This is a genomic window from Acinetobacter sp. GW821-FHT01C12 (assembly GCF_059422625.1).
Genome location: NZ_JBWKXD010000004.1, coordinates 72,612 through 94,515 on the forward strand (window position 1 = coordinate 72,612; position 21,904 = coordinate 94,515).

The following is a 21,904-nucleotide window of genomic DNA, read 5'->3' on the forward strand; positions in this document are numbered from 1 at the left end:
TCAAATCGCCAAAGTGCTAACATTTTGCAAGTTTTAAAATCTTAATGCTGGTGAGCAAAAATGTTAATACAACGTGGTGGGTTAAAAGTTGTGGCTGGGCTTGGAATTTCAGGCGTTTCAGCCGTAAATTTTCTTCATGAAAATGGCTACCGTGTTGCAGTCACAGATTCTCGTGAAGTTCCACCAGGACATGAGCAAATTCCAGCAGCAGTTCAAACCAGCTTTGGTCAACTCGATCAAGATTTACTTTTACAAGCTGAAGAAATTGTCATTAGTCCGGGGTTAGATCCTCAACAGCCAGCAATTCAAGCTGCGATTGCAAAAGGTATTCCCGTCATCAGTGAAATTCAAATTCTCCGCCGCGCTACAGATAAACCGATTGTGGCGATTACTGGTTCAAATGCAAAAAGTACCGTGACCACGTTAATTGGTTTAATGGCACAAGACGCAGGGGTTAAGGTTGCGGTAGGGGGTAACTTGGGGCGTCCTGCTTTGGATTTAACCCATGATGATCCAGATGTTTATATCCTTGAACTTTCCAGCTTTCAATTGGAAGCAACCTCAAGTTTAAATGCAGAAGTGGCTGTGGTCCTGAACATGAGTGAAGATCACTTGGACCGTCATGGGGATATGGCAGGTTACCATGCGGCAAAACATCGTATTTTCCAAGGTGTGAAAAAAGTCGTATATAACCGTGATGATTCATTGACGCGTCCATTGGTCCCAGATGTCACACCAATGCAAAGCTTTGGGCTCAATGCACCTGATTTAAAACAATACGGTATTCTAAGAGAAGATAACGGTACGATTTGGTTAGCGCGAGGTCGTGAGCGTCTACTCAAAAGTTCAGAGATGTATATCCAAGGAACGCATAATGTTGCCAATGCTTTGGCATGTTTAGCTTTGGGTGAAGCAATTGGTTTACCAATGGACAAAATGCTTGAAACCTTAAAAACCTTTAAAGGTTTAGAGCACCGTTGCGAATTCGTTAAAGAAGTGAATGGCGTTCGTTATTATAATGATTCTAAAGGCACCAATATCGGTGCAACTTTAGCAGCATTGGACGGTTTAGGTGCTGCAATTGAAGCCCAAGGTGGTCAGGTTGCTATTATTTTGGGTGGTCAGGGCAAAGGGCAGGACTTTACTGCACTACGTGAGTCTCTGCAAAAATATGCCAAAGTTGCGGTACTGATGGGTGAAGATCGCTCAATCATTGAAAATGCCATTGCAGGGACAACAACGCTGCTACATGCAGTATCTTTGCAACAAGCTGTAGAACTTTGTCAACAACATACGCATGCGCAAGATGTAGTGCTATTATCACCTGCATGTGCAAGCTTTGATATGTTTACAGGCTATCCTGAGCGTGGTCATCGCTTTGTTGAATATGTAAATGCTCTAAACTAAAAAGAATCATAAGGAAATAAAGTATGGCTGGGTTAGCTCAGACGACTATAAGTAAGATTCACCAAGTGTATGATCGCTGGATGCCAAAATTGCCGGCAGAGATTACACCGCGTAATGTACTGATATTTTGCGTCATTTCATTGTTGTGTATTGGTACGGTGATGGTGGCTTCGGCTTCAATGCCTTATGCCGAACGGATGCATGAAAACGAATTTCACTATGTGATTCGTCATGCAATTTCGATCGTGGTGGCTTTTGTTGCGGCGGCAATTACCTATCGAGTTTCACTCAACCTTTGGTTTAAAAATACCTTTCCATTGTGGTTGATCACCATTGCTTTATTACTCGCCGTCTTGGTGGTGGGTACAGAGGTCAATGGTTCAACACGCTGGATTCGTGTAGGTGGATTTACCTTGCAGGCAACTGAAGTCGCCAAGGTGATGATGGCCATATTTACCGCAGACTATGTGGTTCGTCGTGCTGAAGAAGTCCGTAATAATATTAAGGGCTTGGTACGTCTAGGTGTGGTGATGTTGCTGACGGTCGGACTGATTATTGCAGAGCCTGACTTAGGGGCAACAGTGGTGATTGCTGTTTCGATGCTAGGTGTGTTCTTCTTGGCTGGCGCACCCATGATCCAGTTCGGCTTTGCATTCGGTGCGATTCTGGTGGCATTTGTATCCTTAATTGTGTTTGAACCATATCGTTATGAACGCTTAATGTCATTCTCAAACCCTTGGGCTGATCCGTTGGGCTCAGGTTATCAATTGTCGAATGCCTTGATGGCCTTTGGTCGTGGTGAATGGTTTGGGGTGGGCTTAGGACATAGTATTCAAAAAATGTCTTATTTGCCTGAAGCACATACTGACTTTATGTTGGCAATTTTAGGTGAAGAATTCGGTTTCTTTGGTATTTCGACCGTTTTGCTGCTCTCGTTTGTGATGTTGATTTGCTGTATTCGTATCGGTCAGCGTGCGCTCAATCATCAATATTTGCGCGCAGGTTACTTGGCTTACGGGATCAGTATTATTTTCTTATTACAGATCTTGGTGAATGCGGGTATGAATATGGGCATGTTACCGACCAAGGGGCTAACGCTTCCATTTATTAGTTATGGTGGTTCATCTTTAATTATGTGTGCGGTGATGATCAGTTTAATTCTCAAAATTGATGCAACCACCAAGGATGCCAATCCAGCGCGAGAAGAGTCTAGTTTTTAATTTTTTATTGAACTTAAATAGACAAGCCATTTGATCACAAATGGCTTTTTTTATGGGTAATTTATTTTGGATTTTGCGTATTGCAATATTTTAATGCTGATCGGGTGGTCTTAAATTTTACCCAATCCCAAGTTTGATAACCGGACTCACTCAGTCGTAATACATCTATCACTGTTGGGGAATAATAAAACGAAGTTTCCAATACACCATTGGCATAAATCTTGATCTGATGTTTTCCAGAGGTATTTGCAAGTTTAAGTTTGATTGGGGTTTTGTGATCGACCTTGATGATTGCAGAGTGATCAACTTGAACTGAATAAGTTGGTAATGGTTTACCCCATTGTTCACGTGGCGCGCCACTCATTTCATCAACAACAGCAGTTTTAGAAATCGGGGAAATACATAAAATTGCCATTTGTGCATAGACCTGTGTAAGGCCCATGAGCATGAGAAAACTCAGCGTTATTAGTTTTTTTAAAAGGTTCATCTCAATCCTGAATGATGTTGGTATTCTTATGTTGGTATTGTTGCTTAATCAGGGATTACTGATAAATGGATTGTAGCGTTGTCCCTTGAGGAATGCGAGAGATATCCCATTGAGCGACAGCTTGAGCCAACATGAGATCTGGCTGATCTAGGTCTACTGGAGCTTGTCCAAGTGCTATAATCGCTTGTAACAGCAATTCAGGTGCATGTTTGAGATCAAGTGCTTGTGCAAGGTTTTGTTTAGAGAGTTTTTGCCCCAAATGATTCATGGCGAGGGGTAAGTGCATATATTCAAGAGCTGGATAACCCAAAAGCTGTCCTAGCCAAATTTGACGTTCAGTATTATCCAATAAATCCGCACCACGCACGACATGGCTGATTTCTTGTAAATAATCATCGACAACGACTGCCAGTTGGTAATTGATAATGCCATCACGACGCTTTAGTACAAAGTCACCCAAATCGCGTTGTAGGTTGGCGCAATGTTGTCCTTGTAAGCGGTCATTGAAACAAATGTTTTGATCAGAAACTTTTACACGAATGGCTTGGTTTTGAAAGTCGAGCTGTTTGTCTCGGCAGGTGCCAGCATAGATATGATTTGAGCCTAATATTTTACGAGTACATTCACAGGCATAAACGCAATGTTTTTGTTTGAGTTGTTCGATTACAGATTGATAAATATCTAAGCGATGTCTTTGATAAATGATTTCAGCATCGGATTGGAAGCCAAAAGCATCTAGGCACTTTAAAATATGCTGTTCACTATCTGGGTAAATACGAGGGATATCCGTGTCTTCGATGCGGACGATCCATTGCCCATGATGCGCTTTCGCATCGCAATAGCTCGCGACAGCGGTCACTAAGGAACCAAAATGTAACGGCCCTGTGGGGGAGGGTGCAAACCGACCTTTGTATACGGTACTCTTCCTCCCTCCCTTTGGAAAAGAGAGGGTTGGGGAGGAATTTGACACAGTATTAACCGTTATTTTGCTTCTCTTTGATCTCTGCAAGGGTTTTACAGTCGATACATAAAGTTGCAGTTGGTCGTGCTTCTAAACGGCGTAAACCAATTTCGATACCGCAAGTTTCACAGAAACCATAGTCATCATTTTTAATCGCTTCAATAGATTGCTCTATTTTACGAATAAGTTTACGTTCACGGTCACGGGTACGTAATTCGATGGCAAACTCTTCTTCTTGCGTCGCACGGTCATTTACATCAGGTAAAGAAGAAGATTCATCTTGCATTGTATTTAGGGTGCGATCCACTTCCGACATCAATTCTGCTTTCCATGCCAGCAAAATTTTACGAAAATGTTCGAGTTGCCCCTCAGACATGTATTCTTCATTTTTCTTTGGCTGATAAGGCTCGATACCGAATAGACTTGCTGTAGTACCGTTTTCATTGGTCTTCGGCTTGGTTTTACGCACTCGCTTTACAGACTTATCATCTGCAATTGCTGTTTGTTCTTCCAAGACTTGATTTTGGTTGTCATTCGCCATAAAGGGCATTCCTCATCATATACGTATTATCTATACGCAAAAAATATGGTGATATGCAAGTATTTTTATCACTACCAACAGAATGAATCTATCGGGGGCGTCATCATATAGATTTTTTTACCAAGATGAAAGTCACCTAACCCTGAATTCGACTTTCTGCATATCTCGTTGGACGAATAACTTAATAGAAAAAAACCAAAATGAAAAGCTAGTAACCTGAAATTTCTTCATTAATTGTAACTTTGAAGTGATCCAAGCGGTGTACAGAGGTCTCAAATTCACCATTGGCTTTTAAATGTAAGCAACGGTAACCAGGCGCAATCGGATCAAATGAAAACTCTTGGCTGAGGGGTTTAAATTGTACACACGTCGCAGGAGTAGAAATAAACTGTATTCCATTCCACACATTGTAGGATTCTTGATGGACATGACCATGTAACACGGCTTTGATGTTATCAAAGGGTTCGAGTACGGCCTTTAATTCATCGGCATTTTTGAGCTTATGTTGATCGAGCCATTTGGAATGCATATCAAAAGGATTGTGATGACAGGCGATAAGGATAAACTTATCACGCAATTGTTCCAATAGCCGTTTTAGATGGGCCAATTGTTCCGTTTGAATATTTCCATCGGTACGTCCACCCACAGCACTATTCAGCAAAATGATACGCCATTGATCTAACTCAATCACTGCTGGAATAGGTTCTGGCGAATGGAACGGGAACAAGTTGAGATTGTCGTGATTTCCCGGAATTTGGTAAAAATCGACACCAAAACGTTGCATATATTCTAAATAGCGCGCATAAGTTTCTGGAAATGCAGCTTGAGCCAAATCACCAGTATGTAAAATCAGATCGATATTTTTATAACGTTGCTGAATATCATCCATGACGGCATGAAAGCTTTCTTCAGGATTAATCCCGACAAACTCTGCATCAGGCTTATCCATCAGGTGTGTATCTGTGATTTGGATAATCACTCTATCTTTATCTGTTTGCGGCAATATCTCTGATTGCATGCCTTTCCCCTAGACATCTTCAAATGCATGCAAGTGCTGTTGTAGCCATTGCAAAGCCATAATCACAGGTGCATTTTTTAAACGATTACTTTTTAATAATAGACTCAGATCTGAATAATCAATGATATGAAGTTGGATATTTTCACCTTCATCTGGCATACCAAACACACCACCTTCAGCAGGTAATGCGGCTTGCGCTACATAGAGATGAAAGATTTCATCACATGCACCAGCAGATGGATAGAAGCTAAACAGGTGTTTGATTTGGTTTAATTCACATCCAGATTCTTCGATGCTTTCCCGTCGAATGCAACTTTCTGGAGATTCATCTCCATCAAGTACGCCTGCAATGATTTCGAGTTGCCAAGGTGAAATTTCATCATCAATTGCCCCCACACGAAACTGTTCAATCAATGCAAATTTTTGTTGTTGATCATTATAAATCAGTACACCAGCAGCTTCTTTACGGCGAATTAATTCACGTTGAATGGCTGAGGTATATTCAGTTTGATTAAATAATCGGTGTCGCAAGCTCACTTTTTCGACTTGAACAAAACCTTTAAAAGCATATTCACGAGATTGTATTTCTACATCATTATGGGTGTAGGTTGCTTGCTGAATGATGTTCATGTGCACAGTTAGGATGAAACATATTCACTTCATCCTAACTGAGAAATAGGGAAAGACAAAAGTTTTTTTTAATCTTTACACTTTATGGTACAACTTTTGCCCTTGTTCCTGATAAACGGATTTCATGGTTTTGAGACCATCTTCTATAAGCGTTTCGCTATTTACAGGGTGGGCTGCATTTTGTTGATTTTGTGCATAATCTCGCACGTTTTGGGTGATTTTCATTGAGCAGAACTTAGGTCCGCACATTGAACAGAAGTGTGCAGACTTATGTGCTTCTTTAGGCATAGTCTCATCATGCATCGATCTAGCAGTATCTGGATCTAAGCTGAGATTGAATTGATCTTCCCAACGGAACTCAAAGCGTGCCTTAGATAAAGCATTGTCACGAACTTGTGCGCCTGGATGACCTTTGGCTAAATCCGCTGCATGGGCTGCGATTTTATAGGTGATAATCCCGTCTTTAACATCTTTCTTATTGGGCAGACCCAAATGTTCTTTAGGGGTCACATAACATAACATTGCAGTGCCGTACCAACCAATCATCGCTGCACCAATTGCCGAGGTAATATGGTCATAGCCCGGAGCAATATCGGTGGTGAGCGGACCAAGGGTATAGAAAGGTGCTTCCTGACAAACTTCAAGTTGCAAGTCCATATTTTCCTTGACCATATGCATTGGAACATGGCCTGGTCCTTCGATCATGACCTGAACATCATGTTTCCATGCCCGATGAGTCAGTTCACCTAAAGTGCGTAATTCGGAAAATTGCGCTTCATCATTGGCATCCTGAATACAGCCCGGACGTAAACCATCGCCTAAGCTGAAAGACACATCATAGGCTTTCATGATTTCGCAGATTTCATCAAAATGCGTATAGAGGAAGTTTTCTTCATGATGCGCCAAACACCATTGCGCCATGATCGAACCACCGCGTGATACGATCCCCGTTAAACGATTGGCTGTCATCGGCACATAACGTAATAAGACCCCAGCGTGAATGGTGAAATAATCGACACCTTGTTCAGCTTGTTCAATCAGGGTGTCTTTAAAGATTTCCCATGTCAGGTCTTCAGCAACACCATCGACTTTTTCAAGTGCTTGATAAATTGGTACTGTACCAATTGGAACTGGTGAGTTGCGGATAATCCATTCACGGGTTTCATGGATGTTTTTACCCGTCGATAAGTCCATGATGGTGTCAGCACCCCAACGGGTTGCCCAAGTCATTTTCGACACTTCTTCATCAATCGATGAACCCAAAGCTGAGTTGCCAATATTGGCATTGATTTTTACCAAGAAATTACGCCCAATGATCATGGGTTCGCATTCAGGATGGTTAATATTGGCTGGAATAATGGCACGGCCTTCAGCGACTTCTTTACGCACAAATTCAGGGGTAATCTCCATGAGGTTGTGTGCACCAAAATTTTGTCCTGCATGCTGGCGCATATCGACACCTTCATGCTGGCGCTGATTTTCACGAATCGCAATGTATTCCATTTCAGGCGTGATGATGCCTTGTTTGGCATAATGCATTTGTGTGACATTGTTGCCTGTTTTTGCACGACGTGGTTTTTGAATATGGGCAAAACGGATTTCAGCAGTACGAATATCTTTCAGACGTTCTTGGCCAAATTTAGAGGTTAAGCTGGCTAAATGCTCAGTATCGGCACGTTCTTCAATCCAAGTTTCACGGACATTGGGTAAGCCTTTATTCAAATCAATGTGTACGTTGGGATCGGTATAAACACCTGAAGTATCGTAGACCATAATCGGTGGGTTTTTTTCACCCCCAAGGCCTGTCGGTGTATCCGTGAGTTCAATTTCACGCATCGGTACTTGAATATCTGGGCGTGAACCTTGAATATAAACTTTTTTAGATGCGGGTAAAATTCGAGTCAGATCTTTGGCTTCTTGCTCGTGTTGAGCCAATTGATCAGCAGGGGATAGATTCGTTAATTGGTTCATTACAATGATCCTTATGAATGACATCAACGAATCAAGCACGACCAAAAACGGTGGCAAATTTAGTCTATTTTATCTGCTAAATCCATCATCAGAATAAAGCGCTATTGCGAAAAAATAGATAAATTATGGGCTGTCAGTTTTTAGATGCTTGATTCCTACGCAGGTCTTAACCTGATCAGGTTCAACGGTACTTTAGTTTAAGTTTTGGCAAGGAGATGCAAAACTGACTAAATCTCAGCGAGGAATTACTCGCGCTCCGTCAAGCGATGTTTAAATCTTAGCATGTTCTCATTGAAAATATGCTGGCATGCCGATATCAATTTCAATTATTTTTTTGAGTCAGAATTTCCTCGACAGATTTTCTAATTTTTTGTTCAAATGCCTCACGTTGTCCTCGGATCTCTTGCTGTTCAGGTGAGTTATCTTCAGGATACTGCCTAGATGGTTTTGGCATTTGTTGCCAAAGCGTTTCACTTGCGTTGATTAAATTCACAAATTTCTGTGCAGTTTGGCTACTTGCAGTTTTACTTTTTGCAATTTTTTCAATCGCTTTGATTGCTTGTTCATCTGCAATTTTATCGTCATCGAACCAGAGCGTGCGGGTGTTATCATCGCCTTGAAAAAGTGCACTACGGTATTGTTCAATGTTCTCTATGACTTGAGGCTTAAAATGGTTGTTGGGGTAATCTTTATTGAATTTTTCCCAATATAACAATCGATTGGCCACCTCATCAAAACTAATTGCTAGCCCTGCGTCCATAATATAGTTGGCGCCTGTATACTCTTTACGGATCTGTTTAAAGTAGACCTGATCTGATTTTTCTAAATAGGGTGCAAAAATATCCAGATCATATTGTGGATGCTGTACAAAGGTGTATTCACCTTCACCGATATAAAATTTTGCTAAATATAAGTCCTTTGCGTGATCAACTAAATATTTCTCACGCGGTTTTAACTTTTTATACAATTCTTGTTTTTGTTGAGCTGTCATAGACTGACCGTCTGCAAGTGTATCGGTCATATATTGGAAGACTTCAGGCGAGGCATCGGTGATGAGTTTTTGATATATGTCTTTAATTTTTGCTTGCCATTGATAACGTGTTTTTAACGGCGCAGATGTGAGGCATTTCTTTAGTAATTGATTGAGGTCATTTAAATCTTCAACGATGACCGTTTTTTCTAATTTTTTGATGCTTGTATCTATCTCATTACAGTCTTGTGGAAGTGCTGATATTTCAGTTGTACCGGTCTGAGTCGCTTCAGAAGCTGCTTTAGTTGTCTCAATTGTTTGATTATTCTCGTGCTTTTGGCAGGCGCTGAATAGGGTACACAGGCAGAGTGTTGTGAGTGATAGATGTTGTTTTAAAGCTTTCATAGTATGACTGTTGTTGTATATTTTTGAATGCTACAAGGATAATAAAAATTGAGCTAAAATAACATCTAACTGTTAGAACAAATCGCATCACTAAAGCAATCTTTTTTAACATGCTTAAAGTCGATCGGGCTTAAATTTAGATATTGATTGAGCTGGGACAGCGCCAATAATTGAGGGATATTTTCCAGTTTAGTGCGTTCTTTTTCACTAATTTGAATTTTTTGCTGTCTTTGCTCTTTGCTCATTGCTAAAAAATGAACAAACTTCTTGGCCTGAGCTGAAAGCTCACCATCATTGGATTTTGCCAAGCGTTCAATCACCAACCAGCTGGCTGCATCGATATCAGTTTGATTTTCAAAACTGCTCGATATAGGTGCTTCTTCAGTACCTAAAAACAATAGACTGCTATATGCATTTTTTAAGAACTGTGCATCATGTAAAAAAGGGCTATTGGGATAAGTTTGCAGATATTCTTGCCAAAACTTAGCTCTTTTTGCAATTTCTTCAGCCTCAATATCGGGTTTATGGTTTTTAAAAAGCGGTTGGGTATTTTGTTGTGCAAGATTTTCGATAAAAACTTGTTCAGGCGCAGTTAGATAGGGTGCGAAAACTTTTGCTAAATATTGCGGGCTTCTCCGATAGACAATTTTATCATCTGTTTGTTCGGTCAATTCGATATACGCTTGGCCTTTGTGACGTAATAAATATTGGTCACGTAGATTAAGTTGTTCAAATTTACTCTGTTGAATAGTGGGATATGCAGCTTGATCTAAAGCATAGTTTTCAAATGCTTGCTGTTGTTCTGAAGTGCGCTCAATCTGTAAAAATTGTTGATACATACGTTTCGACTGATGCATCAATTCCATTTGTTCCGCAGGTTTCATCAAAGGTAAACACATACGAATATCTTGATTGACTTGTTCTATCGCAAGCGTGGTTCTTTTTGCGTTGATTGCCAGCATCTCATTTTTGAGATTTTGGCAAATTTGGGTTAAATCAGGAATAGGATTTTCTTTTTGTGGCGCTTCTTTAGATTCTTTGACAATGTCGGTTGTGGGTTTTTGACACGCGATAACCACCATGCAACTCAAGATAACGAGTATGCCTGAAATGAGAAAATGAAGGATATTGCGAGGAAATTTCATTCGACCAGCATTTAAAAGAAGCTCAATTTTGTTCGATGCCATTGTCGCTGAATCGAGGCTAAATAAATGAAATATTTTGTAGTTTTGTGATAATGAAACGTTACTTTTTGCAAGAAACTGAGTCATGTGTCTGATTTAAGATCTGCAAAAATTAAGCTGAGTACAGCATCGTGAATTTGCGATAAATGGATCCTCACAGCAAAGTTACATATGTAAATTCAGCAAATTGTAGTAGTATCTTTACTCTAAATTGCTTTGATCAGAATTGAAATGAGCGATATTGAGAAATTAATTTGAAAGAAAAATACTTGTCATAAAACATTCATAATGAATATGCTTTAATATTAACCCATAAAAATAGTTTTTGTTGCGTGTGGAGCATCTGACCTTGAGCCCAAGTAATCCTGTATTAAACCATCATATATCTTCTCAATTTAATGAGGACTTACAGGATGTGAATACCAAATTTATGACCATGGGCGGTTTGGTAGAACAACAAGTCGCAAATGCAGTGCATGCTTTATTGGATACCAATGCCAATATGGCGATTGATGTTCAATTTCAAGACAATACAGTTAATCGTTATGAACGAGAAATTGATGAAGCACTGACTTTGATTTTGGCGCGTCGTCATCCTGCTGCAATCGACTTACGTATGGTAATTGCCATGAGTAAAGCCAATACCGATTTAGAGCGTATTGGTGATGAAGCTGCAAAAATTGCCCGTATTGCACAGACTTTATGTGAAGAGGGCGAATCGCCACGTGGCTATATGGAAACAAGGCATATTGGCAATCAAGTGCGTGTCATGATTCATGATGCTTTAGATGCTTTTGCGCGTGTGGATGCAGAACAAGCATTAAAAGTTTTGTTGGCCGATGCAGATATTGACCGTGAATATCAATCCGCGACACGCACACTGATGACCTATATGATCGAAGATCCACGTCATATTAGTCGTGTTATCAATGTGATGTGGGTATTGCGTTCACTGGAACGGATTGGTGACCATGCACGTAATATCTCAGAACAAGTGATTTATATGGCAAAAGGTTTTGATGCGCGACATACCAGTGTTGAAGAGATTGAACAAAAAGTTCAAGGTAAATAATTGAATTTATAAATAAAAAGACCTGATGATTCAGGTCTTTTTATTTGGAAAATTTAGGGCCTGTTGATATTTCATAAATGGCTTGCGTTGTAGGTTAAAATTGAGCATGAGACGTATACGTCGTAAAGCATGAATGAGAATAGCGAGACTATTTTCGAGTTTCATAACGTAGGATGAGATAATTTTAGCCACAACCCTGAGCAAAAACAAAGCACTGCTTTGTTTGCAGCGCAAGGCGCAGCGGGGGGCTAGCGTATTTTTTGCCGCTACGTCGTTACGAACTACTTATTTAGAATGACTAAATTTCGTATTTCGCGCCTAGTATCGCCTAAAAAATACAGGTAGTCGCAAACCTAGACGAATTGTCAACAGACCCTAAGATCACAAAAAGAAAATTACACTTGAGCGAGTGCTTGTTCTAAGTCTGCAATCAAGTCATCAATATGTTCAATCCCCACAGATAAACGCACCATATCAATACTCACGCCTGCTGCTTTTAACTCTGTTTCATTCAGTTGACGATGGGTGGTGGTTGCTGGATGACAGGCTAAACTTTTTGCATCGCCAATATTCACTAGGCGAGTAAACAGCTGTAATGCATCGATAAAACGGGTGCCACCTTCACGACCATCTTCAACACCAAAAGACAGAATTGCAGACGGTTTACCTTTGACGTACTTTTGTGCCAAAGCATGTTGTGGATGATCTTTTAAACCAGCATAGTTGACCCATTTTACTTTTGGATGTGCCTGTAAATATTCAGCAACTTTTTGTGCATTTTCAGTATGGCGTTCCATACGCAAATTGAGTGTTTCTAAGCCTTGTAAAATTAAGAATACACTGAGCGGGCTGATCGCTGCGCCTGTATTTCTTAATGGAACAACACGTGCACGGGCGATATATGCTGCAGCACCTAAAGCTTCTACATAGTTCACCCCGTGATAACTTGGATCAGGGGTATTTAAGACTTTGAAGCGCTCGGGATATTTGCCCCAAGGGAATTTACCGCTATCGACAATCGCGCCACCAATCGAATTACCATGACCGCCAATATACTTGGTCAATGAATGCACCACGATATCTGCACCATGTTCAAAAGGTTTCAGTAGGGCAGGTGTTGCAACGGTATTATCCACAATCACGGGTACACCATATTCGTGTGCGATTTTAGCAATGGCATCTAGGTCAATAATATTACCCAGCGGATTACCAATCGACTCAACGAAAACCAATTTGGTTTTTTCATCAATCAAGCCGCGCAATGCTTCAGGATCTTGGTAATCAAAGAAACGCACTTCAATGCCTTGTTTTGGCAAAGTGTGGGCAAATAAATTATATGTTCCACCATAGAGTGTTGAAACTGATGCAATATTGTCACCCGCTTCTGCGATGGTCTGGATAGAATAGGTAATCGCAGACATACCCGAAGCCAATGCTAAAGCACCAATACCACCTTCAAGCGCACTCAGACGTTGCTCAAGCACAGCGGTCGTTGGATTCATGATCCGTGTATAAATATTACCCTGAACTTTCAGGTCAAATAGATCCGCACCATGTTGGGTATTATCAAAGGCATAAGAGGTGGTCTGATAAATTGGAACGGCGACCGCTTTAGTGGTTGCTTCTGGTTCATAGCCTGCATGTATGGCAAGAGTTTCGTCTTTATATGTCATGTTCTTCCGTCAACTTTTTATTAAATTTCAATAGAGTGTAACAAATAAATATATGAAGTAAACAAGGGTTTATATATTTTAAAATCATAAAAACAGATAAAGCCAACAATGCAGCCCGAGATAAATTGAGTTTCAACGAGGAAAAACAGACCGAATATCGCTGAGTTTGTGAGCTGTCATTGTGGTGTCATTTGCTGAAACTAGCATAACAAATTCCACAAATTCAGTTATTAAAAACACAATGAAAAAAGCAGCAATAAATAAACTGACCCGCCATAAAAGCACTTTAACTTTAGTCCTCTGTAGTTTACTGGGTTTGACCGCATGTTCTGATGATGATCAAGATTCAACAACACAGAAGACCTTAACCCAAAATATAACATTGGCATTTGGTGATGAAGCCTGTGTAATGGGGGGAACACGTATGCAGAGCGGTTTAGACCGCAATGGTAATGGCAAACTTGAAGCCAGTGAAATTACTAAAACCGAAAACAGTTGTAAGCCCAATTTGTTTGCACAAGGTGTAGCGTTGCCATTTAACGTACTGGGACGTTACCCTGCGAATGGTACGACCATTGATAGCACGTTTGATATTCGTCAGGGTGGTTTTGGTTCTGATGTTGCTGCGCATCCAAGCAATAAAAAACAATTCTATGCATTGACCGATCGGGGGCCAAATGCAGACTTTACTGATAAATTATATGGTGCTGGTAAGGTTTTCGCCATTCCAGACTATGTGCCGAAAATTGGTTTATTTGAAGTTCAAGACAATGGTACTGTGAAATTAATTAAAACCATCAATTTAAAAGATCGCGATGGAAAAGATATCACTGGATTACCCAACACTTCTGCTTTAGGCGGCACAGGGGAAACACCGTATGATGTCAATGGAAAAGTGATTACCGTAGATCCAACCAAACCTTACGATGTGGTGAGTAATCCAATTCGATTGGATGATTATGGTTTGGATAGTGAAGGGCTCACTGCACTTAACGATGGTACGTTCTGGGTCAGCGATGAATATGGACCGCATATTGTGCATTATGATGCCAATGGTAAAGAAATAGGGCGTATCAACCCATTTAAGGCTGATAAACGCAACAATTGGACTTTGCCGAATGAGTTTAGCTATCGCCGTGCCAATCGAGGGATGGAAGGCTTAACCATTAGCCCAGACCAAAAAACTTTGGTTGGGATTATGCAATCGACCATGAGTTTACCGAATAAAAATGTCAATAAATCAACGTTGACGCGTATTGTGACGATTAATCTTGAAACAGGCAAAGTCGCACAATATTTATATCAGCAAGAGATAGCTGAAAATTCAAACTCTGCCATTATTGCCCTCAGTGCAACACAATTTCTGGTTTTAGAACGTGATGGATTGTTTTATAAAGATACGCCCAATGTGATGAAAAATGTCTATCGTATTGATTTAAGCAAAGCCACCAATTTAGAAGATATTCAAACACAAAATGATGTCAAACAAGATGAAAAGCTTGGTTTAACCATTGCGGGCAAGACCTTAGAAGAATACCAATTGGATAAAGGCTGGGATGGTTTAAAAGCATTTAATATTGTTCCAGCACCTAAAATATTGGTACTGGATATGGGGAAAGCGGTTAAATATCCACATGATAAAATGGAAGGTCTGTGGTTGATCAATAGTACGACACTTGGGATTTTAAATGATGACGATATGGGACTTTGGAATAATGCCAAAGGTATGGAGCCAAAGTATCTGGATGCGGCGCGTACACGTATTGATATCAATACCTTATACATCATGGATAAATTAAATTTAAAAGGCCAATAATTGCATAGCAACAGCCGCCCAAGAGGCGGCTTTTTCTATCAGCATCATTTAAAATAATAGGTTCCTCAATGAAAAAAATAGCAATTCTCACCATTCTAACAAGTTTAATCACTACAACTGCTTGGTCTCTACCGCAAGTGACATCGCGTGAATATAAATTGTTGTTACAGCCAGACAAATTTAGCTATGCCAATGAGTCCGCTAACGTAAATAGCTATATGCAACAAGCCAAAACGGTTATTGCACAACAAATTAACCGTACAGTTTCAGGAACGATGATCTTAGACAAGCAACGCCAAATACGTTTTTATGATTCACCCAGCAGCTGCCTACTCAATAATATGGGCTATAGCTTTCGAGAACGGATTGAAAACGGAGCATCTGAAGTGACGCTTAAATTTAGAAGCTATGATCATTATCTGTCTGATTTTTCCGATTTGAGTAGCTCAACTGCGGGAGCCAAAACCAAGCTTGAAGATGATATTACTCAAACAGCAACACAAGGATTTTTGGTGGGTTCCAGTAAATCCACCACAGTGGTAAATACACGGACAATCAATAAGTTTTTAGATATCCATACGCATTTTCCAAAATTTAAAGAAACTTTTGCTATCAGTGATAATCAGCTGTTATCACCTGTAGGTGGACTCACCATTTATGAACGAAGTTATCGTGGGGTTAGCATTGATTTAGGCGAGTTTGATGCAGAGGTAGATATGAGTTTATGGTATACCCAATCACCCTATGCAGGATTAAAACCTGCTGTAGTTGAAGTCTCGTTTAAGTACCAAGACCCAAATGCAAATTACACCAATAAGGTTGTACAACGTGCTGCCATTAGTTTTTCTGCTTTGAAATCATTGTCAAACTACAATGCACCAAGTTCAACTCAAACCAAGACGCAATTTGTATATCAGTATCAGCCGAATTTTTGTTCGTGATCATGTTTGAGATCGCGATTTGATTACGTGTATTGGTGTGGAAAAATGTTTTCTTGATGCTTTTAAAATATCTCAATCAATTGGACAAATCTGAACAAAAATAGATAAATTCAGCGTATAATTGACGGTATTTATTTATTCGCATTTTGCGAATTTCTATTCATTATAGAGGAGTCCTACGTGGCCCAATATATTTACACGATGAACCGTGTGTCTAAGATGGTTCCGCCTAAGCGCGAAATCCTAAAAGACATCTCTTTATCATTTTTCCCAGGTGCAAAAATTGGTGTACTTGGTTTAAACGGTGCAGGTAAATCTACCCTACTCCGTATTATGGCTGGCGTAGATAAAGATTTCTCAGGTGAAGCTCGTGCGCAACCAGGTATTAAAATCGGTTATCTAGAGCAAGAACCACCATTAGATCCAAATAAAGATGTACGTGGAAACGTTGAAGATGGTTTACGTGAACCATTAGATGCATTGGCACGTTTAGATGAAGTTTTTGCTGAATATGCAGCTGAAGATGCTGACTTTGATGCACTTGCAAAAGAGCAAGAGAAATTAGAAGCAATTATTCATGCTTGGGATGCACACAACCTTAGCAACCAAATGGATCAAGCTGCAGCAGCATTGAATCTTCCAGCATGGGATTCTGACGTAAGCTTACTTTCAGGTGGTGAGCGTCGTCGTGTAGCATTGTGTCGTTTGTTATTGTCTAAACCAGACATGTTATTGCTGGACGAACCGACTAACCATTTGGATGCAGAATCTGTATCTTGGTTAGAACGTTTCTTAAAAGACTTTGCTGGTACAATCGTTGCGATTACCCATGACCGTTATTTCTTGGATAACGTTGCAGAGTGGATTCTTGAGCTTGACCGTGGACATGGTATTCCTTATCAAGGTAACTATTCTTCTTGGTTGGAACAAAAGAATGCTCGTTTAGAGCAGGAAAATAAACAAGAAGAATCTTTTGCTAAAGCATTGAAAAAAGAATTGGAATGGGTTCGTTCAAATGCTAAAGGTCAGCAAAAGAAAAACAAAGCACGTATGGAGCGCTTTGAAGAGCTTAACTCACGTGAGTTCCAACAACGTAATGAAACCTCTGAAATCTATATTCCACCTGGTCCACGCCTAGGGAATAAGGTTGTAGAAGTTGAAGGCATCAGCAAATCGTTTGATGGCCGTCTACTTTATGAAAACTTATCGTTCACAGTACCACCAACTGCGATTGTCGGTATCGTTGGTCCAAACGGTGCAGGTAAAACCACTTTATTCCGTATGATGACTGGCGAACAGCAACCAGATACAGGTACAGTTGTATTGGGTGAGTCTGTAAAAGTTGCTTATGTTGGTCAGATTCGTGACACTTTAGATAACAATAAAACAGTTTGGGAAGAAGTTTCTGGCGGTTTAGATATCTTAAGAATTGGCGAATACGAGATCGCATCTCGTGCCTATATCGGTCGCTTTAACTTTAAAGGCCAAGATCAGCAAAAACGTGTTGGTGAATTGTCAGGTGGTGAACGTAACCGTTTACAACTTGCGAAGATCCTTCAGATGGGCGCCAACGTAATCTTACTGGATGAGCCATCAAATGACTTGGATATTGAAACTTTACGTGCGCTAGAGGATGCAATTCTTGTATTCCCTGGTACTGTCATGGTGGTATCGCATGACCGTTGGTTCCTTGACCGTATTGCTACACATATCTTGTCATTTGAAAATGAACAGCCAGAATTCTACGAAGGTAACTATGCTGAATATGAAGCATATCGTTTAGCGCGTTTGGGTGATGCTGCTGTGCAAAAACGCACCAAATACAAAAAAATTGGTGGTTAATCACTAGTTTTGTAGATCAAAAAAACCAGCTTTCGAGCTGGTTTTTTATTGTAAATAAAGCCGATAAAGTTGGTGTTGTGCTTCGAGATGACCTTGATTTGCAGCAAGTAATAACCATTTGTATGCATTCTTTTTATCTGGCGATAGGCCGAGCTGGCCTTGTAGGTAAATCATGCCCAATTTATATTGTGCTGTGCTATATCCTTTGAGTGCTGAATGTAAAAAATACCAAATCGCGTTACGTTGATATTTTTGAATTTTTTCATTTAATCGCTGATCTAAATCAAGTGGATCGTGCTGGTTAAGCGCCAGATGTTCATAACTGGTTGCACGGTGGTAAGTATGCATTGATTCAGACATTTTAAATGTAGGGTAGGGGCTGGAATAATAGTATTTATAGCGAATGATTTGGTTGAGGCTTCGTATTATTTTTATTAAATCCATAATGTCTCACACTTATTTTTATGAAATTACCCTTACAAGATTAAAGCAAATAACCAGAATAAGTAATCCCAATAACCATGATTTTTTTTCATATAGAAGCATTGATAAACTGATTCGAGATAAATCATTTGATCTCTTTTATAAATCAAAAAGTGATTATGTTGAGTGAGTCATATTGGTATTAAAAGTTCCTTTTCCCTCTGGGAGAAAGCTAGGATGAGGGTGGATTTATGTTGATTGATCAGTTTTATCTTGGTGTTTTAATTCTCGATATTTTAATTTTTGCTATTTGAATCAGACTAAATCAATTGCATATATAAAAGAATGCCAAAATAACATTCTTCTATATATGTGCGCTCACAATCAATTAGAGGCGCATTTCAATCCCTTGTTCAGCAAGGTATTGTTTCGCTTCAGGAATAGAGTATTGACCAAAATGGAATATCGAGGCTGCCAATACAGCATCGGCACCACCTTTTAAAATACCATCTGCTAAATGTTGTAAATTACCCACACCGCCTGATGCAATGGTCGGAATGGTGACACGATCATTGATTTGACGCATTAGACCAATGTCATAACCCGCTTTCGTCCCATCCGCATCCATAGAGGTAACCAATAATTCACCTGCACCGAATTCTGCCATTTTGACCGCCCATTCAATTGCATCTATGCCTGTTGGTTTACGGCCGCCATGGGTGAAAATTTCCCATTTATTTTCACCCGTTCTTTTCGCATCGATTGCTACAACAATACATTGTGCACCAAAGCGCTGAGATGCTTCTTGAACGAACTCAGGATTAAATACTGCAGCAGAGTTGATGCTGACTTTATCTGCGCCTGCATTTAATAACAAACGAATATCTTCAACTTTACGAACACCGCCACCGACTGTAAGTGGAACAAACACACTTTCAGCCATACGTTCAACAGTACGGTAAGTGGTATCTCTGCCATTTGATGTTGCAGTAATGTCTAAAAAGGTGATTTCATCTGCACCTTGCTCATTATAACGACGGGCAACTTCTACAGGATCTCCTGCATCACGGATATCCAGAAACTGGACACCTTTCACCACACGACCATTATCTACGTCCAGGCAAGGAATAATACGTTTAGCGAGCATAATTTTTTCCAAAAATAACAGGCGATTATGAAAGTTCGTGACTTAGGTGCTACACCTCGATAGTCGAAGCGGTTATTCTATCAAACTTATGTAAGTTTTTTCGCAGGTTTTCTATGTCGGTTTATACCACTTTGAGTTTAAAAGAAGTTCAACACTTTGCAGCACCTTATGGATTAGAGGTGGTTGAACTTAAACCAATTCAAGGCGGTGTGCAAAATACCAACTATTTTATCATTTGTGCTGATGGAACACAGTTTGTATTAACATTATTTGAAAATATGGATGCACAAGCAGCAGGGGAGTTAATTCCTGTCTTAGAACACTTGGGGCAACAAGGTTTGGCAGTTCCTGTTCCGTTAAAACATAGTGGTCAGTCGATTCATAGCTTAAAAGATAAGCCTGCACAAATTGCGCCACGGATGTCAGGTAAACATCCCATGCCTTCTACAATCGCTCAAGTTGAGCAGATTGCTGTAGCACAGGCCAAAATGCATGTGGCGTTACAAGACTTCCCATTACAGCGTCAAGTGGCGCGTGATCATGCCTATTGGTATAACGTTGCTCAACAAATTAAACCAACGTTGGATGTGGCGGATAGTGCTTTGTTGAATAACCTTTTAGGTTTATATGAAGCACTGACCATGATGTATCCAAATCGACCGAAAGGTTTTATTCATTCGGATTTGTTCCGTGACAATACTTTGTTTGAAGGTGATGAGTTAAAAGGCATTCTTGATTTTTATGAAATGAATCAAGATGAATTACTTTTTGATATTGCGATTACCTTAAATGACTTTTGCACAGAATATCCGAGTGTTGCTTTGAATGAAGCCAAAGCAACGGCTTTCTTAAATGCATATACTTCGATTCGTCCTTTGACTGAAGATGAAAGAGCTTGTTTAGAGTTATATTTGGCGATGGCCGCAGGTCGCTTTTGGATGATGCGTTTACAAATTGCTCAGATGAATGCTGCTGAAGCACGCACAGGTGATGATATTTTGCAGAAAAATCCGCAAGAAATGCGTAATATGTTGATTGAAAGATTAAAGTTCGTGACTGCTTAATAGTTTTTTGTGGGAAATAAAATGCGTGATCAAGGTCGTTTAGTTGAATGGTTCGATGATAAAGGCTATGGCTTTATTCAACCAAATGATGGTGTAAAAGATCGCGTATTTTTACACATCAAAGATTTTGCACAAAAAGGGCCACGCCCAATCGTGGGCTGTGCCCTTGAATATGTGGTGCAATTAGACGGCCAAGGGCGTTATAAAGCAAAACAAGTCACGTATTTAAAAGCCACACAAATGGCGAAAGTGACAAGCCAGCAAGCGGCTAAAGCCAAGCAGTTGCATACAGCAAAGCAGGCTAAATTACAGCCGATGCAAATTTTGTGCGCTGTTTATATTATTGCTTTGGCAATTTTGACCATAAGCGGTTTGCTCAATGGCATGTTTATTCTTTTTGTCAGTATTATCAATGTGATGACCTATTGGTTTTATGCACAAGATAAAGAAGCCGCGCAGAGCAATCAGCGTCGTGTTCCTGAAAATACTCTGCATATTTTAGCTTTTTTAGGTGGTTGGCCTGCAGCTTGGTTAGCACAGCAACGCTTACGACATAAAACACAAAAACAACCCTTTAAAAAGATTTATTTGTGTACCATATTCTTTAATATTTTATTGATTTTATGGTTAATTTCGCCTTTGAATATGTTTAAGATTTAAACGGGCGTTAGCAAATTGAAAAGGGCTTACAATGAATAATTATGTTGATCCAAATAATAGTAAATCTCTGACTTTAATTTTATATATCCTTTATATTGTTGCAATTTTTTCTGCGGGAATTCTTGCAATCATTGCATTGATTATCAATTATGTAAAATTGAATTCAGTCCGTGGTACGATTTTCGAAAGTCATTTTAGATGGCAAATTCGCACTTTTTGGTGGTATTTAGTCTGGACGGTAATTGCATTTATTCCGTTTATTTTTCTATTTTTCACCATGGATAATGTCAATGCCTTTGCGGGTGTTGCCGTGGGTGCTACGATTTTTTGTGCTGCCACTTTATTTATTTCTTGGATATGGATTGTCTATCGCGCCATTCGAGGCATTATTGTGCTGAATGATGATCAAGCCTTACCGATATAACTGAATAAATCACCCTTGATGGATCTTGTTGCCGAGCAATACAGCTTG

20 protein-coding genes and 1 riboswitch are annotated in these 21,904 nt (G+C 39.9%); of the genes, 9 read left to right on the top strand and 11 right to left on the bottom strand.

Annotation, left to right across the window (positions count from 1 at the left end; all coding sequences use genetic code 11):
* The first annotated feature begins 60 nt into the window (after window positions 1–60).
* Both murD and ftsW read left to right on the top strand, forming a co-directional pair.
* The gene (murD, locus tag AC07WY_RS12070; protein WP_494736448.1) at window positions 61–1,407 is read left to right on the top strand and encodes a UDP-N-acetylmuramoyl-L-alanine--D-glutamate ligase; all 1,347 of its coding nucleotides are present in this window, start codon (window positions 61–63) and stop codon (window positions 1,405–1,407) included.
* A gap of 23 nt (window positions 1,408–1,430) precedes the next feature.
* Complete coding sequence (gene ftsW / locus AC07WY_RS12075) at window positions 1,431–2,627, top strand: putative lipid II flippase FtsW (RefSeq protein WP_004725295.1); 1,197 nt, start codon at window positions 1,431–1,433, stop codon at window positions 2,625–2,627.
* A gap of 61 nt (window positions 2,628–2,688) precedes the next feature.
* Here ftsW and AC07WY_RS12080 read toward each other — a convergent pair whose 3' ends face one another.
* From AC07WY_RS12080 to AC07WY_RS12115, 8 genes are all read right to left on the bottom strand, one after another.
* Window positions 2,689–3,075, bottom strand: coding sequence for a hypothetical protein (locus tag AC07WY_RS12080; RefSeq protein WP_333666194.1), 387 nt, complete (start codon window positions 3,073–3,075; stop codon window positions 2,689–2,691).
* Between the two features lie 94 nt (window positions 3,076–3,169).
* Window positions 3,170–4,084, bottom strand: coding sequence for a tRNA glutamyl-Q(34) synthetase GluQRS (gene gluQRS, locus AC07WY_RS12085; RefSeq protein ID WP_262087250.1), 915 nt, complete (start codon window positions 4,082–4,084; stop codon window positions 3,170–3,172).
* Between the two features lie 4 nt (window positions 4,085–4,088).
* On the bottom strand, window positions 4,089–4,616 hold the full coding sequence (gene dksA / locus AC07WY_RS12090; protein WP_004725300.1) for an RNA polymerase-binding protein DksA: 528 nt from the start codon (window positions 4,614–4,616) through the stop codon (window positions 4,089–4,091).
* A gap of 208 nt (window positions 4,617–4,824) precedes the next feature.
* Window positions 4,825–5,634 carry a 3',5'-cyclic-AMP phosphodiesterase gene (gene cpdA / locus AC07WY_RS12095; protein WP_419335990.1) on the bottom strand — a complete coding sequence of 270 codons (810 nt, stop codon included), beginning with the start codon at window positions 5,632–5,634 and terminating at the stop codon, window positions 4,825–4,827.
* Window positions 5,635–5,643: 9 nt separating this feature from the next.
* Window positions 5,644–6,264 (bottom strand): NUDIX domain-containing protein, encoded by a 621-nt coding sequence (locus AC07WY_RS12100; protein ID WP_004816566.1) that lies wholly within the window; start codon window positions 6,262–6,264, stop codon window positions 5,644–5,646.
* 75 nt (window positions 6,265–6,339) lie between these two features.
* Window positions 6,340–8,235: a phosphomethylpyrimidine synthase ThiC gene (gene thiC / locus AC07WY_RS12105; protein ID WP_034612636.1), complete on the bottom strand. Its 1,896-nt coding sequence runs from the start codon at window positions 8,233–8,235 to the stop codon at window positions 6,340–6,342.
* Window positions 8,236–8,370: 135 nt separating this feature from the next.
* Window positions 8,371–8,504: riboswitch (TPP riboswitch) on the bottom strand.
* Window positions 8,505–8,557: 53 nt separating this feature from the next.
* On the bottom strand, window positions 8,558–9,610 hold the full coding sequence (locus AC07WY_RS12110) for a hypothetical protein (RefSeq protein ID WP_494736449.1): 1,053 nt from the start codon (window positions 9,608–9,610) through the stop codon (window positions 8,558–8,560).
* A gap of 65 nt (window positions 9,611–9,675) precedes the next feature.
* Entirely contained in the window at window positions 9,676–10,881 is a 1,206-nt protein-coding gene (locus AC07WY_RS12115; protein WP_494736450.1) for a hypothetical protein, read from the bottom strand.
* 262 nt (window positions 10,882–11,143) lie between these two features.
* On the opposite strand from AC07WY_RS12115, the gene phoU reads away from it, so the two are divergent.
* Complete coding sequence (gene phoU, locus AC07WY_RS12120) at window positions 11,144–11,866, top strand: phosphate signaling complex protein PhoU (protein WP_004725313.1); 723 nt, start codon at window positions 11,144–11,146, stop codon at window positions 11,864–11,866.
* A 395-nt stretch (window positions 11,867–12,261) separates the two neighbouring features.
* Here phoU and AC07WY_RS12125 read toward each other — a convergent pair whose 3' ends face one another.
* Window positions 12,262–13,539, bottom strand: coding sequence for an O-acetylhomoserine aminocarboxypropyltransferase/cysteine synthase family protein (locus AC07WY_RS12125; RefSeq protein ID WP_004725315.1), 1,278 nt, complete (start codon window positions 13,537–13,539; stop codon window positions 12,262–12,264).
* A 241-nt stretch (window positions 13,540–13,780) separates the two neighbouring features.
* Here AC07WY_RS12125 and AC07WY_RS12130 point away from each other — a divergent pair, with 241 nt between their 5' ends.
* The 3 genes from AC07WY_RS12130 to ettA all read left to right on the top strand — a co-directional run bounded on the left by AC07WY_RS12130 (window position 13,781) and on the right by ettA (window position 18,138).
* Window positions 13,781–15,355 (top strand): esterase-like activity of phytase family protein, encoded by a 1,575-nt coding sequence (locus AC07WY_RS12130; RefSeq protein ID WP_494736451.1) that lies wholly within the window; start codon window positions 13,781–13,783, stop codon window positions 15,353–15,355.
* A gap of 68 nt (window positions 15,356–15,423) precedes the next feature.
* Window positions 15,424–16,296: a hypothetical protein gene (locus tag AC07WY_RS12135; protein WP_494736452.1), complete on the top strand. Its 873-nt coding sequence runs from the start codon at window positions 15,424–15,426 to the stop codon at window positions 16,294–16,296.
* Window positions 16,297–16,476: 180 nt separating this feature from the next.
* Window positions 16,477–18,138, top strand: coding sequence for an energy-dependent translational throttle protein EttA (ettA, locus tag AC07WY_RS12140; protein ID WP_004816581.1), 1,662 nt, complete (start codon window positions 16,477–16,479; stop codon window positions 18,136–18,138).
* A gap of 45 nt (window positions 18,139–18,183) precedes the next feature.
* Here ettA and AC07WY_RS12145 read toward each other — a convergent pair whose 3' ends face one another.
* Entirely contained in the window at window positions 18,184–18,486 is a 303-nt protein-coding gene (locus tag AC07WY_RS12145; protein ID WP_262087242.1) for an SEL1-like repeat protein, read from the bottom strand.
* 463 nt (window positions 18,487–18,949) lie between these two features.
* Window positions 18,950–19,708 carry an imidazole glycerol phosphate synthase subunit HisF gene (gene hisF / locus AC07WY_RS12150; protein WP_004725324.1) on the bottom strand — a complete coding sequence of 253 codons (759 nt, stop codon included), beginning with the start codon at window positions 19,706–19,708 and terminating at the stop codon, window positions 18,950–18,952.
* A gap of 113 nt (window positions 19,709–19,821) precedes the next feature.
* Between hisF and AC07WY_RS12155 the strand changes: the two genes are divergently transcribed.
* The 3 genes from AC07WY_RS12155 to AC07WY_RS12165 are packed head-to-tail and all read left to right on the top strand — an operon-like array spanning window position 19,822 to window position 21,856.
* Window positions 19,822–20,772: a homoserine kinase gene (locus AC07WY_RS12155; RefSeq protein ID WP_244014317.1), complete on the top strand. Its 951-nt coding sequence runs from the start codon at window positions 19,822–19,824 to the stop codon at window positions 20,770–20,772.
* Between the two features lie 21 nt (window positions 20,773–20,793).
* On the top strand, window positions 20,794–21,432 hold the full coding sequence (locus AC07WY_RS12160; RefSeq protein ID WP_333664727.1) for a DUF1294 domain-containing protein: 639 nt from the start codon (window positions 20,794–20,796) through the stop codon (window positions 21,430–21,432).
* 31 nt (window positions 21,433–21,463) lie between these two features.
* On the top strand, window positions 21,464–21,856 hold the full coding sequence (locus AC07WY_RS12165) for a DUF4870 family protein (RefSeq protein ID WP_494736453.1): 393 nt from the start codon (window positions 21,464–21,466) through the stop codon (window positions 21,854–21,856).
* The last annotated feature ends 48 nt before the right edge of the window (window positions 21,857–21,904 follow it).